Origin of the sequence: Bradyrhizobium sp. 199 (assembly GCF_023073355.1) — a bacterium.
Taxonomy (GTDB): Bacteria; Pseudomonadota; Alphaproteobacteria; order Rhizobiales; family Xanthobacteraceae; genus Bradyrhizobium.
The window spans coordinates 97006-112444 of record NZ_JADPJI010000004.1 but is presented as its reverse complement, the minus strand read 5'-3'; the positions used below and the strand labels follow the sequence as shown (position 1 = coordinate 112444).

11 protein-coding genes and 1 riboswitch are annotated in these 15439 nt (G+C 65.0%); of the genes, 4 read left to right on the top strand and 7 right to left on the bottom strand.

Translation table 11 applies throughout. The annotated features are described in order from the left end of the window. Positions 1–156: 156 nt before the first annotated feature. Together IVB28_RS07670 and ggt are read right to left on the bottom strand one after the other, a co-directional pair. Positions 157–1452 carry an MFS transporter gene (locus tag IVB28_RS07670; protein WP_247525472.1) on the bottom strand — a complete coding sequence of 432 codons (1296 nt, stop codon included), beginning with the start codon at positions 1450–1452 and terminating at the stop codon, positions 157–159. Between the two features lie 97 nt (positions 1453–1549). Then, complete coding sequence (gene ggt, locus IVB28_RS07665) at positions 1550–3301, bottom strand: gamma-glutamyltransferase (RefSeq protein ID WP_247525471.1); 1752 nt, start codon at positions 3299–3301, stop codon at positions 1550–1552. A gap of 95 nt (positions 3302–3396) precedes the next feature. Here ggt and IVB28_RS07660 point away from each other — a divergent pair, with 95 nt between their 5' ends. Next, positions 3397–4782 (top strand): MFS transporter, encoded by a 1386-nt coding sequence (locus IVB28_RS07660; RefSeq protein ID WP_247525470.1) that lies wholly within the window; start codon positions 3397–3399, stop codon positions 4780–4782. A gap of 134 nt (positions 4783–4916) precedes the next feature. Here IVB28_RS07660 and purH read toward each other — a convergent pair whose 3' ends face one another. The 3 genes from purH to IVB28_RS07645 form a co-directional block, all read right to left on the bottom strand. Then, positions 4917–6509 carry a bifunctional phosphoribosylaminoimidazolecarboxamide formyltransferase/IMP cyclohydrolase gene (purH, locus tag IVB28_RS07655; RefSeq protein WP_247525469.1) on the bottom strand — a complete coding sequence of 531 codons (1593 nt, stop codon included), beginning with the start codon at positions 6507–6509 and terminating at the stop codon, positions 4917–4919. A gap of 24 nt (positions 6510–6533) precedes the next feature. Beyond that, a riboswitch (ZMP/ZTP riboswitch) is annotated at positions 6534–6615 on the bottom strand. Positions 6616–6674: 59 nt separating this feature from the next. Then, positions 6675–8393, bottom strand: a complete 1719-nt coding sequence (locus IVB28_RS07650) for a heparinase II/III family protein (protein ID WP_247525468.1) — start codon at positions 8391–8393, stop codon at positions 6675–6677. Positions 8394–8550: 157 nt separating this feature from the next. Then, entirely contained in the window at positions 8551–9897 is a 1347-nt protein-coding gene (locus tag IVB28_RS07645; RefSeq protein WP_247525467.1) for a transcription antitermination factor NusB, read from the bottom strand. Between the two features lie 190 nt (positions 9898–10087). Between IVB28_RS07645 and IVB28_RS07640 the strand changes: the two genes are divergently transcribed. Together IVB28_RS07640 and IVB28_RS07635 are read left to right on the top strand one after the other, a co-directional pair. Continuing rightward, complete coding sequence (locus tag IVB28_RS07640; protein ID WP_247525466.1) at positions 10088–10291, top strand: DUF1674 domain-containing protein; 204 nt, start codon at positions 10088–10090, stop codon at positions 10289–10291. Between the two features lie 43 nt (positions 10292–10334). Next, positions 10335–10925, top strand: coding sequence for a thermonuclease family protein (locus IVB28_RS07635; RefSeq protein ID WP_247525465.1), 591 nt, complete (start codon positions 10335–10337; stop codon positions 10923–10925). 54 nt (positions 10926–10979) lie between these two features. Here IVB28_RS07635 and IVB28_RS07630 read toward each other — a convergent pair whose 3' ends face one another. After that, positions 10980–11495, bottom strand: a complete 516-nt coding sequence (locus tag IVB28_RS07630; protein ID WP_247525464.1) for a L,D-transpeptidase — start codon at positions 11493–11495, stop codon at positions 10980–10982. A gap of 405 nt (positions 11496–11900) precedes the next feature. After that, the gene (gene acs, locus IVB28_RS07625) at positions 11901–13847 is read right to left on the bottom strand and encodes an acetate--CoA ligase (RefSeq protein ID WP_247525463.1); all 1947 of its coding nucleotides are present in this window, start codon (positions 13845–13847) and stop codon (positions 11901–11903) included. Between the two features lie 398 nt (positions 13848–14245). Between acs and IVB28_RS07620 the strand changes: the two genes are divergently transcribed. After that, positions 14246–15412 (top strand): DNA topoisomerase IB, encoded by a 1167-nt coding sequence (locus IVB28_RS07620; RefSeq protein ID WP_247525462.1) that lies wholly within the window; start codon positions 14246–14248, stop codon positions 15410–15412. The last annotated feature ends 27 nt before the right edge of the window (positions 15413–15439 follow it).

Here is a 15439-nt window from a genome sequence, read left to right as displayed (position 1 = left end):
GAATCTCGAGATCCCGCGTTCGATGCTTCGCATCGCCCCGGGATGACGGTCAGGGCTAAAGCATGATCCGGAAAAGTGCGCAGCGGTTTTCCGAAAAGATCATGCTTAAACAACAACCTAAAGCGCGATGGCGATTCATCCTTACCGCATTGCGCTTTAGTCCGCGTGCAAGACGCGCCCGCGCGTCTCCGGCAGCGCAAAGGCGGCGATGAAGAACACGGCGTAAGCCACCACCGCGAAGATCGCGATTGCATTCGCAAGTGACGTCGTCGCCGAGAGCGCGCCGACGAGGAAGGGAAACAGCGCGCCGATGCCGCGGCCGAAATTGTAGCAAAAGCCCTGGCCGGAGCCGCGCAGCCGCGTTGGATAAAGTTCGGTCAGGAATGCGCCGACGCCGGAGAAATAGCCTGAAGCGAAAAAGCCGAGCGGGAAGCCGAGCACCCAGAGGATTTCGTTGGTGAGCGGCAGCTGCGTGTAAAGCAGCACAATCGCGATGGCGCCGATCGAGAAGATCAGGAACAGATGGCGCCGTCCGATGCGGTCGGCAAGCCATGCGCCGACGAGATAGCCGATGAAGGAGCCGATGATCAGCGTCGACAGATAGCCGGTCGAGCCGACGATCGACAGATGTCGTTCCTTGGTCAGGAATTGCGGCACCCAGAACGTGACCGCGTAGTAGCCGCCCTGGCAGCCCGTCGCCATCAGCGACGCAAGAATCGTGGTCTTCAGGATAGGGCCGGCGAAAATTTCCCACAGCGCCGGACGATTACCGCTTGCGGCCTGCCTGGCGCGGGCCTGGGCCGAGATTTCCGGTTCGGTGACGGAGCGGCGAATGTAGAACACGAGCAGCGCCGGCAGCGCGCCGATCACGAACATCCAGCGCCATGCGGTCTCCGGCGGCAAGACCGAAAACAGGATCGCCTGCGACAGCACCGCGAGGCCCCAGCCGACCGCCCAACCTGACTGCACTGAGCCGACCGCACGCCCGCGATATTGCGGCCGGATCGCTTCACCCATGAGCACGGCGCCCGCCGCCCATTCGCCGCCGAAGCCGAGGCCGAGCACGGCACGTGCGATCAGGAGTTGGTCGAAATTCTGCACGACAGCGCAGACCAGCGAGAAGAACGAGAACCAGATGATGGTGATCTGGAGCGTTCTCACCCGCCCGATATGGTCGGAGAGATAACCGCCGAGCCAGCCGCCGATCGCGGAGGCGAGCAGCGTCACGGTGCCCGCAAGGCCAGCGGAACCCGCATCGACCTTCCAGAGCGCGATGATGGTGCCGATCACCAGCGGATAGATCATGAAGTCCATGCCGTCGAGCGCCCACCCGGCCGCGCAGGCCCAGAACGTCCGGCGCTCCGGCGTGCTCATGTCGCGATAGAACGCCAGCAGGCTGGTGTCCTCGATCTCGGCGCGTTCGATACGCTGGTTCGGATCAGTCGCCGTCATGTGCGTTTCCCGGGCAGTGTCTTGAGCTGCGCTTTGGTAGCACGGGCGGTTGCGGGAGCTAGTGGGCTCGCGCTCCCGTGCCATGCAAACGACCCGCCTACTGCCCCGCTGCCTCCGCGCCGCGCGTGCGCAGATCGGGCGCGCCAAGCGGTCCGTTCGGAGTCACGAGGATCGAATTGGCCGACGTCTGCCCCATCGGCTCGACGACGAGATGGCCCATTGCCTTAAGGCTGAGCAGCACGTCGTCGGGAAAGCCGCGCTCGATGCGGACTTCGTCCGGCAGCCATTGATGATGCAACCGCGGCGTCGCAACCGCGGCAGCGATGTCCATTTTGTAATCGAGGACGTTCACGATCACCTGGAGCACCGTCGAGATAATGCGGCTGCCGCCGGGCGAGCCCGTCACCAGCACCGGCTTGCCGTCCCTCAGCACGATGGTCGGCGACATCGACGACAAGGGTCGCTTACCCGGTCCGGGCAGATTGGCCTCGAAGCCGACCAGGCCATAGGCATTGGAAGCGCCGACCGCTGCGGTGAAGTCGTCGAGCTCATTGTTGAGTAGCACGCCGGTGCCGTCGGCGACGAGGCCAACGCCATAACTGAAGTTCAGCGTATAGGTGTTGCTGACGGCGTTGCCGCGGCCGTCGACGACGGAGAAATGCGTGGTGTTGCTGCCCTCACGTTGGGAAGGGCCCGCGGAAGCAAGCTCCTTCGACGGCGTAGCGCGATCGGCGAAGATACCCGCGCGCAGCTTGGCGGCGTAGTCCTTGGCGATCAGCGTTTCGATCGGTGCGTTGACGAAGGCAGGATCGCCGAGATAGCGCGCACGGTCAGCATAGGCGCGCTTCATGGCTTCGATCAAAAGATGCAGCGACGCCGGCGACCCCTGGTTCAAGTCGGCGAGTTGAAAACCTTCGAGAATGTTGAGGGTCTCCACCAGCACCACGCCGCCGGACGAGGGTAGCGGCATGGATACGATGTCGTAGCCGCGATAGGTGCCGCGCACCGGCGCGCGGATCACCGCCTGATAGAATTTGAGGTCGGCCGGCGTCATGATGCCGCCGGCGTCAGCCACGGCCTTGGCGAGCTTTTCCGCAACGGGCCCCTCGTAGAAGCCGCGTGGCCCCCGTGCGGCGACCGCTGACAGCGTTTCAGCGAGATCGCCCTGCACCAGCCTGTCGCCTTCACCGATCGGCGTGCCATCGGGCCGCGAGAAGATTTTCGCCGAGGAGGGCCAGCGTGCCAGCCGCCGATGCCAGCCCGGCAGCGTGTCGGCCATGTCGTCGCTGACGACGAAGCCATCGCGGGCGAGCGCAATCGCAGGCTCGAGCAATTGCGCCAGCGTGAACTGGCCCGAGCCGTATTTTTCCAATGCCAAAGCGAGACCTGCGACGGTGCCCGGCACGCCAATGCCAAGCGCGGAATCCCGTGATTTCACGACGTCCGGCTTGCCGTCGGGTCCCAGGAAAACCTGCGGCGTGGCCGCAGCTGGCGCGGTCTCGCGATAGTCGATCGTGACGTCTTCATTGCGATCAGCGGAATGGATCACCATAAAACCGCCGCCGCCGATATTGCCGGCGCGCGGATAGGTCACGGCCATCGCAAAGCCGGTCGCGACCGCGGCATCGACGGCATTGCCGCCGCGTCGCAGGATGTCGGCACCGATCTGCGCAGATATCTTCTCCTGCGCGACCACCATGCCGTGTTCGGCGGCGACGGCGCGGACGCTGTCGCGGGCGGGTGGGACATAGCCTCGCCGCGCATCCTGTGCCGTCGCGGGCACAAGGCCGAACGCGAGCGTGGCGATGACGGCCAAAAATGTCCGCCGTGTCGAAGATGAGGACATCATCAAAATTTCCGTCGTGCCCTCGGGCCAGTTCGTCACGGCAATGCTATACGGTTTGCCCCAAGAGAGGCAAAACTGTTCGCGATGAGGACTGCGTGATGACGACGATCGCCCCGGATGCGCGCATGGCCGGCGTGCCGCGGACCTATCCGCCGCGCGCCGCCGTCGTCAGCTGGATCTTCTTCGACTGGGCCGCGCAGCCCTATTTCACGCTGATCACGACCTTCGTGTTCGCGCCCTATTTCGCCACCAACATTGCGCCGAATCCCGCCGCCGGCCAATCCTTGTGGGGATTTGCGATGGCGGCTGCGGGTCTCGCCATCGCGCTGCTGTCGCCGGTGCTGGGGGCCATCGCGGATGCTTCGGGCCGCAGGAAGCCCTGGATCGCGGGGTTCGGCACCTTGCTGCTGCTGGCATCCTGCACGCTGTGGATCGGAAAGCCCGGCGATCCCTCGGTCATTCCGCCGCTGCTCACGGCGGTGGCGCTCGCCAGCGTCGGCGCGGAATTCGCCACGCTCTTCAACAATGCGATGATGCCGACGCTGGTGCCGCCGGAGCGGATCGGGCGGCTTTCCGGAACCGGCTGGGCGACCGGTTATGTCGGTGGCATCGTCAGCCTGGTCATCGTGCTCGGCCTCCTCGCCGCCAATCCCGAGACCGGCCGTACATTGCTGGGTCTTTCGCCGTTGTTCGGGCTGGATCCGGTCAGCCATCAGGGCGATCGCATCGTCGGGCCGCTGACCGGGCTGTGGTTCGTGATCTTCGTGACGCCGCTGTTCCTGTTCACGCCCGACTATCCGGCGAAGCGCCCGCTGCGCGAGGCGTTGCGCGAAGGACTGTTGGAACTGAAGCAATCGATCAAGAGCCTGCCGAAGCAGCCCTCGCTCGCGGCCTTCCTGCTCGCCAACATGATCTACACCGACGGTCTGGTGTCGCTGTTCGCCTTCGGCGGCATCTATGCCGCCGGCACGTTCGGCTGGCACACGATTCAGATCGGCACCTTCGGCATCATGCTCGCGATCGCCGGCGCCTTCGGCGCCTGGCTCGGCGGCAAGCTGGACGATCGTCTTGGGCCGAAGCGCGTCATTGCCGGCAGCATGCTGGTCCTGCTGCTGGCGGTGGCGGCAATCCTTCTGGTCGACAAGGACAGCGTGTTGTTCGTCAAGGTCGCGCCGCCGCAAGCAGGCGCGCCCTTGTTCTCGAGCGCGGCCGAGCGCGCCTATCTCGTGCTGGGTTGTCTGATCGGCGGGGCCGGTGGTCCACTCCAGGCCGCGTCACGCACGCTGCTGATCCGCCTCGCGCCGAAAGATCGCATCGCCCAGTATTTCGGCCTGTTCGCGCTGACCGGAAAGGTGACGTCCTTTATCGGACCGCTTCTGATCGGCATGATCACGGCGGTGACCGCGAGTCAGAAGGCCGGCATGGCCGTGCTGGTGGTATTCTTCGTCACTGGATTGGCGCTGTTGATGCGGGTGCGGGAGTAGTCGCACTACGCGATCCATTCCCGTCATTGCGAGGAGCGAAGCGACGAAGCAATCCAGACTTTCTCTGCGGAAAGATTCTGGATTGCTTCGCTGCGCTCGCAATGACGAAGTCGATGGATTCCGTAGCCAATCAATCAATGCCTGAAATGCCTCGTGCCCGTGAACACCATGGCGATGCCGTGCTCGTCGGCGGCCTTGATCACCTCGTCGTCGCGCACGGAGCCGCCGGGCTGCACCACGGCGGTGGCGCCGGCCTCGATGCAGGCGAGCATGCCGTCGGCGAACGGGAAGAACGCATCCGAGGCCACCACCGAGCCCTTGGTCAGTGGCTCGGCGAGCTTCAGCTCGCTCGCCGCATCCTGGGCCTTGCGCGCGGCGATCCGCGCTGAATCCACCCGGCTCATCTGGCCCGCGCCGATGCCGACGGTGGCGAGATCCCTGGCGTAGATGATGGTGTTGGACTTGACGTGCTTTGCGACGCGGAATGCGAATTTCAGGTCGCGCATCTCGGCTTCGGTCGGTGCGCGCTTGGTCACGACCTTGAAGGTCATGTCGTCGACCACGGCATTGTCGCGGCTCTGCACCAGCAGGCCGCCGGCAACCGTCTTGGCGGTGAGACCCGGCGCGCGCGGGTCGGGGAGGCTGCCGGCCAGCAGCAGGCGCAGATTCTTCTTGCCGCCGATGATCGAGATCGCCTTCTCGCTGGCATCGGGCGCGATGATCACCTCGGTGAAGATTTTCGTGATCTCGCGCGCGGTATCGGCGTCGAGCGCACGATTCATCGCGATGATGCCGCCGAAGGCAGAGGTGGAATCGCAGGCCAGCGCCTTGCGATAAGCGCTGACGAGGTCGGAGCCTTCCGCGACGCCGCAGGGATTGGCGTGCTTGACGATGACGCAGGCCGCGGTGCGCTTGGCGTCGAACTCGCCGATGCACTCATAGGCCGCATCGGTGTCGTTGATGTTGTTGTAGGAGAGCTCCTTGCCCTGGAGCTGGCGCGCCGTCGAGACGCCCGGGCGCTTGTCCGGCGTCGCGTAAAACGCCGCGGTCTGGTGCGGGTTCTCGCCATAGCGCAGCGACTGGATCAGGCGGCCACCAAAGGCGCGGAAATCGGGCGCGTCGATGTCGAGCTGGCGGTTGAACCAGTTCGAGATCGCGGCATCGTAAGCGCCGGTGCGCGCATAGGCCTTTGCCGCAAGCCGCCGGCGCAGTTTCAGCGTGGTCGCGCCGTTGTTGGCGGCGAGCTCGTCGAGCACCGCCTGATAGTCCTCAGCCTCGACCACGACCGCGACGTCGTCATGGTTCTTGGCGGCGGCGCGGATCATCGCGGGGCCGCCGATGTCGATGTTCTCGACGCAATCCTCGAAGCCGGCTCCTTTGTCGACAGTCGCTTCGAACGGATAGAGATTGACGACGAGGAGGTCGATCGGCGAGATGCCGTGCGCCTTCATCGCCTCCGCGTGCTCCTTGTTATCGCGGATCGCGAGCAGGCCGCCATGCACCTTCGGATGCAGCGTCTTGACGCGGCCGTCCATCATCTCGGGGAAGCCGGTGAGGTCGGAGACGTCTTTCACCTTGAGGCCGGCCGCAGCGATCGCTTTGGCGGTGCCGCCGGTCGAGACCAGCTCGACATCATGCGCGGCAAGCGCCTTGGCGAATTCGATCAGACCGGTTTTGTCGGAGACGGAGAGAAGAGCGCGGGTGACGCGGCGGGGATGGTCAGTCATGAGCAAGATCCTCTGTTAAGGGAGTGTCTATGCCCAGGCGCGCGGCAGATATGTGTCGCGCTTCCCGATGGTGCTCCATCCAAGGTCGCCAGTCGCGCGAACGAGCGCTCGATAGCAGTTTTCAGCCGGCTTCACAACGATCAGATTGAGCTGAAATACGCGCGTCTAGAGCGGTAGTTCCGGCTCCCGCCGCGCATTTCTTCGGGCATTGGTGACTGTCGGCGAAGCGGTGGAACGCACAAAACTCCAGCGGATCGAGGGCGCCTGCCGCGCGTCCTGCCGGATCACGATTTGGGCGGTGCGGCGCGGACCGTCATTGCCGGCCAGGAACACGCTGTCCTCGAGGTCGACCTTGTCGTCGAGCGCCTCGAAGGTCCAGACGTCGCGGTTCGGCAGCACCAGCATGACGCCGCGCGCATCCGACAGCCGGCTCGCCTTCACCGCCGGATGCAGATGGAAGCGCAGCGCGAAATCGGCGTCCGCGCCCTTGAAGCGTCCGCCCTGCGGCGGCGACAGCGTGTCCTCGCCGTCGATGCGCGCGCCGTCATTGGCGATCATCAGCACGCGGCGGTGGATCGCGCCGAATTTGGCGAGATAGCCGTCATGGGAGGTCGTGAGCAGCGTGCCGTTCTGCACGATCTCCCGATAGCTCTCCACCTCGACGGGCCCGCTGGTGACCGGCGAGCCGTGCAGGAGCCGCTTCATTGCCGACATCTCAACGAACTGGCACGACGAGGCGTCGTGATAGGTCAGCGTCGAATGCGCCGCCGTGCCGCGTGCGAACGGCCGCCAATTGTCACGGCCCGTGGTCGGCATGCCGCAATTGGTCACGATGCGGCTGATGCCGGAGGACAGTTCGAACGACAGACAGCCGGCATGGGCGTCGTGACTGACGCCGGCCGGCGGTGGCGGGCCGGTGTCGATGATCACAGTGGTCTGGCCGGCATCGAGGCGCTGAAAGCCGGTATGCGGCATGTTCGCCATCGGCACGCCGTGGGTGTCGTCATAGGCGAGCAGCGTGGCGAGCAGATCCGAAGACGTCGCGCTCATGCCATTGAACAGCGCAAAATTTCCGTCGCCATGCCGGAAGAAACGCAGCATCGGCATCATGCGGTCGATCGCGTTCAGCAGTGCCGGCGGTGGCGCGATGTTGCGCGCGGCAAACGTCTGCCGCAGCGGCAGCAGGTCGATCAGGAGTTCGATCAGCGCGCCCGGGTTGCGGGAGATGTGTCCGCCATCGGGCAGGATCTGCCGCAGCAATTCGTCGGAGAGTTTTTTCGAGGCATTGCGGATGTGGCTCGCCTGGTTGGCGAGGCATAGGGCCGAATAGCACAGCGCGATCAGCACCTGGAGTTTCGGCACCCCGTCCGGAATGTTGACCATGGTGTAGCGCAGGAAACGGATCTCGCGGGCGAGGGCGCGCAGATAGCGGCGGTAGAATTTGTTGTCGGTCTCGTTGAGCACCAGCGGTGCCTGCGACAACAACGAGATCACCCGCCGGGCCAGCACGTCGGCGCGGCGGGCGACCGGGCGACGCTTGTTGGCGGGGTTGGCGATCCAGTCTTCGACTAGAGCGCGCGCGTTCGCCCGTGTCAGCGCAGTGTCGGCGGCGCGCAAATGGCGCAGCCAACCGAAGCCGAGCAGCGCGACCTCCCAATCCTCCGACGGGGGCTCGAGATCGAAGATCGAGCGGCCGTGGCAATTGACGATCTTGCCGGCAAAAACGAAACGGCCGGCATAAATTTCGGCGGCGCGAGTCGCATCCGCCGTGCGCAAATCGTGCGGCGCGATGATCAGCCGGTCGGTGCGGCCGGGCCAAACCCGCGACAGCGCAACCGAACCGCCGCTCGCGCGCGCGAGCATGTTCCGCGCGAAGCGGTTCATGACCAGCGTCGAGATACGTCTGCGTTGAGCGACCGACACGCCTTGCCTTGAAGGGGGAGAGGATTCCGACGAATCCCTATTAATCCCAAAATCGGACGTCTGACACCACCTTGAACGTGTGCGAATCAGCGTCGCGGTCGCAAAATCCGGTGCAAAGTCAGGATTTAACAAGCCGCGTCGCGAAAAATCCGTCGAGCCCGCCGAGCTTGGGATCGGCGTTCGGCAGATGGCTGGGCAAAGTGCGCAGATCGCCCTCGGTGGTGATGATTTCGGCGAGGCCTGCGACCTCTGACACCTCGATCGGGACGCGGCGAAGCGCAGGCTCGGCCGCCAGCAGCGTCGCCACGGCCTGCTCGCCCTCCTCGGGTTCCAGCGAGCAGGTGCAATAGACCAGCGTTCCGCCCGGCTTGAGCAACGACACCGATTTTCGCAGCAGCCGCTGCTGGAGCGCGGTCATGGTGCTGACATCGGATTCCTGCCGCAGCCACGCCACGTCGGGATGACGGCGGATCGTGCCGGTCGAGGTGCAGGGCGCATCGATCAAAATACCGTCGAAACCCTCGGCAGGGCCGGCCCATTCCACGGCGTCAGCGACGACGGTCTCGGCCTGGAGCGACAACCGCGTCAGGTTTTCGCGCAGCCGCGCCACCCGGGCCGGCGAGCGGTCGAGCGCCGTGACATGCGCGCCTGACAGCGCGAGCTGCGCGGTCTTGCCGCCTGGGGCGGCGCAGAGATCGGCGATGGATTTGCCTTTGATGTCGCCGAACAGCCGGGCGGGCAACGCGGCGGCGGCATCCTGCACCCACCATTGTCCCTCGGCGAAGCCGGGCAGCATGGTCACAGCGCCGTGCAGCAGCATCCGCACCGTTCCGGTCGCCAGCGTCTCGCCATGCAGGCGGCTCGCCCATTGCGCGGCATCCGACTTCACGGTGAGATCGAGCGAGGGCTCGTGGCCGAGCGCCAGCGCCATGTCTCGTGCGGTCGCCTCGCCATAATGCGCGGTCCAGCGCGCGAGCAGCCATGGCGGCAGATCCAGCGATTGGCCGGCGACCTCCTCGACCAGCGCCGTGCCCTCGCGCGCGCAGCGGCGCAGCACGGCATTGACGAGGCCGGCATAGCGCGCGGCGCGCCGGTCGGATTGCACCAGGCGAACGGAGAGGTCGACGGCGGCGTGATCTGGCACGTCCATCCAGAGAATTTGCGCCGCACCGATCAGCAGCGCGCTCTGCGCGCGCGGCGCCTCGGAGGGAATGCCCTTGTCGAGCAGGCGGGACAGCACGTGGCCGAGCGTGCCGAGCCGGCGCAGCACGGTGGCGACCAGGCGCCGCATCAGCGCGCGGTCGCGGTCGGCCAGCGTCTTCAGTCCGGGATGGGCGCCGCTGCCGTCGAGTTGATCGTCGAGCGTGCGGTGCTTGTGCAGCACGCCGTCGACGATGTCGGCGGCAATCCGTCGCGCCGCAAGACCAGGCACTTCGGACGGAGGAGCGAAACGTTGAGATGGCATGCGGAAGCAAGGTTCTGAGCGAGCGGCAGTTCCGCCGCAATGGGCGCATGCCTAGAGAACCCAATCTCTGGCACGCGAATATGCCAAATGTAAGAATCGCTTCCGGCTTTTTCAGCCCTTCCGAGGCCGATTTCAGGGATGCGTTATTGGACGTCGCGTTGCGCCTCATCCTGCGCTAAAAAGCGCAGCGATGAGTGACCAGCCTCCCGTTCCCGACCGCAAGCCGTTATCGCCGGCCGCCCAGCGCGCGCTCGCGGAAGCCGAGGCGCGCCGGCAGGCGGCCGCCGCCCACGCCAAGGATCCGGCCAAGGCCAAGGAATTGCAGGGACCGAAGGGCCCGGAGCCCACCCGCTACGGCGACTGGGAGCGCAAGGGCATCGCCTCCGACTTCTGAGGCGCTCTTGCGGGCTCGGCCGACTCAGCCATAGCGTTGCGCGATGTCGCGCTTTGACCCCAGCCATCCCTATCGGACGTCATACAGCGGTTCGCCGTTCGGTCGGCACTTCTCTGCATTGTTGCCGTGGATGTTCGTGGTCGGCGTCGTGCTGGCCGTCGTACTCATGTTCCGCCATGGGATGGACTGGCTTGCTCCGCACACCGATGGCGACCGCACGCGAGATGCCGAGATCATTCTCCAGCAGGCGGGGCATCCCGATGTTCGCGAGCCGGTCGATGTCATTCGCACCATTGACGGCGACACTTTCCTTGCGCGTGTCCGTCAGCGCGACGGCCGCGATCTCGGCGTGCGGGTTCGGCTGCGCGGCATCGATGCGCCCGAATTGAAGGCGTCGTGCAAGGAGGAGTTGGACAAGGCGGAAGCGGCGGCGCGCGCTTTGCGCAATCTGCTTGGCCAGGGCGGCGTGACCATCACCAATCTCGGCCCGGACAAATACGGTCGCGTTCTCGCTGACGTTGCGACCCGGCGGACCGCGAACGTTTCGGCGGCGCTGCTCGCCGGCGGTTTTGCGCGGAGCTACAATGGCGGCCATCGCGACGGCTGGTGCGCACGCAGCTGGCGCTTCTGGTAACAAAAAGCCGCGTCCAAAGACGCGGCTTTTTCCTGTCTTGCGCTTTCCAGGCGATCAGCGCGTCACGACCACCGTCGTGCCGACGGAGACGCGGCCATAGAGGTCGGTGATGTCGTCGTTGAGCATGCGGATGCAGCCATAGGAGACGAAGCCGCCGATCGAACCCGGCACGTTGGTGCCGTGGATGGCGTATTCGCCGCCGGACAGTGTCATCGCCGCGACGCCCATCGGGTTGCGCGGCGAGCCGCCCGGAATGACGTCCGGGATGCTGGGCTTGTCGCGCTTCACCTCTGCCGGCGGTGACCAGGCCGGATTTCGGTACTTCCCGTCGATGCGGGTGGTGCCGGCCCACTGCTTGCCGGACTTGCCGACGCCGACCGGATAGCGCACGGCATGGCCGTTATCGAGGATGAGGTAGAGCCTGCGCTCGCTGGTTTTGACCACGATGGTGCCCGGCGAATAGTCGGCCACATGCGCCCCTACCAGCTCCGGCCGCGCCTCTGCCGGCGTCGACATCAAGACCCCCGCCCCGATGGTGGCAGCAAGTGCCGCCGTAATCCTCATCGACATCGATTTTCCCCTTGCCCCGAACAGATCGTCCAAAATCACGCAGCCGGCAATCACTGCCTCGCCCACCTATTCTTAACCGCGCGCGTTAACCGGATGGTTTCCAAGCGCGGCCACCGAGGGCCAGCCAGCAGGAGGAACAAAGGAAATGTTCGAAATAAAGTAAATGACCTGAAAACAACACTCCGCGGGAAAGATGCGGGCGCACGGCCGCGTGCTCTGACAAGAGCGTGAGGATGTGAACGGTTGTTGTTTGACGGGAGGCAGCCCCGCATCCCGGACGCCCTGCAGCGTGCAACGCTGCTGCGCAGAGCCGGGACCCAGTTCCTTCTTTCCACGAATGAATGGGCCGCGGCTCAGCAGCGCACCACTTACGTGCTGCGCTGCGCCCGGGGCACGATCGGAACCTTACGCCAACTTCTTGTTCTGCCGGTTCTTGACGAGATCATCGACCACGGCGGGATCGGCCAGGGTCGAGGTGTCGCCCAGGCTGCCCGGCTCGTCCTCGGCGATCTTGCGCAGGATGCGGCGCATGATCTTGCCGGAGCGGGTCTTTGGCAGGCCCGGCGCGAACTGGATCTGGTCGGGCGAGGCGATCGGGCCGATCTCCTTGCGCACCCAGGTGACGAGCTCCTTGCGCAGGTCCTCGGTCGGCTCGATGCCGGTCATCAGGGTGACATAGGCGTAGATGCCCTGGCCCTTGATATCGTGCGGGAAGCCGACCACGGCGGCTTCCGACACCTTCTCATGCGCCACAAGCGCGCTCTCGACTTCCGCGGTGCCCATGCGGTGGCCGGAGACGTTGATGACGTCGTCGACGCGGCCGGTGATCCAGTAATAGCCGTCGGCGTCGCGCCGGCAGCCGTCGCCGGTGAAGTACTTGCCCTTGTAGGTCGAGAAATAGGTCTGCTCGAAGCGGGCATGGTCGCCATAGACCGTGCGCATCTGGCCCGGCCATGAGCGGGTGAGGCAGAGATTGCCTGACGTTTCACCCTCCAGCACCTTGCCGTCAGCGTCGACGATTTCAGGGACCACGCCGAAGAACGGCTGGGTCGCCGAGCCCGGCTTGAGCTTGGTCGCGCCCGGCAGCGGCGTGATCAAAATGCCGCCGGTCTCGGTCTGCCACCAGGTATCGACGATCGGGCAGCGGGCGTCGCCGACGACGCGGTGATACCACTCCCAGGCTTCCGGATTGATGGGTTCGCCGACCGAGCCGAGCAGGCGGAGGCTCGCGCGCGAGGTCTTCTTCACCGGCTCGTCGCCGGACTGCATCAGCGCGCGGATCGCGGTCGGCGCGGTGTAGAAGATGTTGACCTTGTGCTTGTCGATGACGTTCCAGAATCGCGAATTGTCCGGGTAATTCGGCACGCCTTCGAACATCAGCGTGGTCGCGCCGTTGGCGAGCGGTCCGTACAGGATGTAGCTGTGACCCGTGACCCAGCCGACGTCGGCGGTGCACCAATAGATGTCGCCGTCATGATAGTCGAAGACGTATTGATGCGTCATCGCGGCGAACACGAGATAGCCGGCGGAGGTGTGCAGCACGCCCTTGGGCTGACCGGTCGAACCCGAGGTGTAGAGGATGAACAGCGGGTCCTCGGCGTGCATGTGCTCGACCGGGCATTCGGTCGTCACCATTGCCGCGGCCTCGTGATACCAAAGGTCGCGCGTCGGGTTCATGTCGATCTTGCCGCCGGTGCGCTTGACCACGACGACCCAGTCGACGCCGTCGGCTTTGGTGAGCGCCGCGTCGACATTGGCCTTCAGCGGCACCTTCTTGCCGCCGCGCAGGCCTTCGTCCGCGGTGATGATGACCTTGGACTGGCAGTCATTGATGCGCTGGGCGAGGCTGTCCGGCGAGAAGCCCGCGAACACCACGGAGTGAACCGCGCCGATGCGTGCGCAGGCGAGCATCGCATAGGCCGCTTCCGGAATCATCGGCAGGTAGATGGTGACGCGGTCGCCCTTTTTGACGTTGCGGGTGCGCAGGATGTTGGCCATCCGGCAGACTTCGTCGTGCAGCTCCTTGTAGGTGATGTGCTTTGACTGCGAGGGATCATCGCCTTCCCAGATGATCGCGGTCTGGTTGCCGCGCGTGTGAAGGTGCCGGTCGATGCAATTATGGGCGACGTTGAGGATGCCGTCCTCGAACCATTTGATCGAGATGTTGCCGGGCGCGAACGAGACGTTCTCGATCTTGGTGGGCACCTTCATCCAGTCGATGCGCTTGGCCTGCTCCGCCCAGAAACCATGGGCGTCCGAGATCGAGCGAGCGTACATGTCCTTGTACTTGTCCTGGTCGACCCAGGCGCGCTTCGCCCACTCCGCGGGGACGTCATAGATCTTCTCGGACATGCTTTCCCTCCACCTCCGGCAGGCCGGGCGCTAGCGACTAGCGAGCCGACTTGATCGTTGACTTGATTATGCGTCGGGCTAACCGGACCCGACAAGGAGCACAAGCTGGACCTTCGGTGGGCCGCCGGCCATGCGCAGGATCAAGGCCATCCGGTGCGATCGTCGCAAATCTGAAACAGCGCGTGGGCGGCTTTCGGGTTTACCCAGATCCGTGGAATAGGCGCGCGCAGAGGCCTCATGCGTTGGTAGAGGTATTCCGAAACCGTCACTCGCTGATTCGGGACTCGCTATACGGTTCGGAACACCCTAAATGGCCAACCCGGGTCCAAAGAGACCCCTTGGAACAAAAATCAGAACAGCGGCATTGACGGTAACAGACAGGGCTAAGGCATAACGCTATGATGGATCAGCAGAATCTCGGGACGATGCGGCCCGCTTCAGCCGATCCGACGGCCATTGCGCTCGCCAAAGCCCTCGGACAATGGCCCAAACCGGCCGCTTTCAGGCGCCCGAGCCCGAAAAAAACCTTCGATACAGCGCCGGCCACCGTCGAGGCGCTCGCCAAGGAGCTGGGCCTGCGGCTCGGCGACCAGAACGAGCTGACCATCCGCCGCATCAAGCGCGGCAAGGGCTATTCCTTCGTCCGCCCCAACGGCGTGCACATCCGCGACGCCCGCACCATCCGCCGGCTGCACGCCATGGCGGTGCCGCCGGCCTATCGCGAGGTGCGCTACTCGGCCGATCCGAGCTCGCATCTGCAGGCCGTCGGGCGCGATGCCGCGGGCCGGCTGCAATATCGCTATCACGCCGATTGGGAGAAAGTTCGCGAGCATCGCAAGGCGCATCGCCTGGAGAAGCTTGTCGGCGCGCTGCCAAAGATCCGGCGCAAGGTCTCGGCGTTCCTTTCGGGCGACGAACCGACGCGCGAATTTGCGCTCTCGGCCGTGATCGAGCTGATCGCGCGCACCGCGATCCGCCCCGGCAACGAATCCTATGCTCGCCTCAACGGCACCCGCGGCGCGACCACGCTGCTGAAGTCCAACGTTACGCTGGAAGACGACAGCTTCGTGCTGACCTTCAAGGCGAAGGGCGGCAAGGCGGTGCGCAAAGAGTGCGATGCGGCCAAGCTGGTGCGCGCCATCGGTATTTTGCAGGGCGTCCCGGGCAAGCGCATGTTCCAGTATCGCGATGCTTCCGGCATCGTACGCGCGGTCAGCACCACGCAGGTGAACGCGTTCTTGCGCGAAATCGCCAACATCAAGATTTCGCTAAAGGATTTTCGTACGCTGATGGCGTCCGCGGTCGTCGTGGAATCCTTGTCGCGGATCACGCCGGCGAACAGCCAGCGCGGCCGCAATAAGCAGGTGCTGGACGCGATCCGCGCCGCGGCGGACCAGCTCTCCAACACGCCGGCGATTTGCCGCAGGAGCTACGTTCACGACACCATCGTCACCGCGTTCGAGGACGGCATCCTCGAACGCTTTGCCGCCACCATGAAGGGTCAGCGCTCGCAGGCGAGGCGCGAGCAGCTTCTGGCGCAAGTGGTCGCGACCGCCGCGGTGTAACGTCGCTGCCGCGGACAAGTCGCTTTG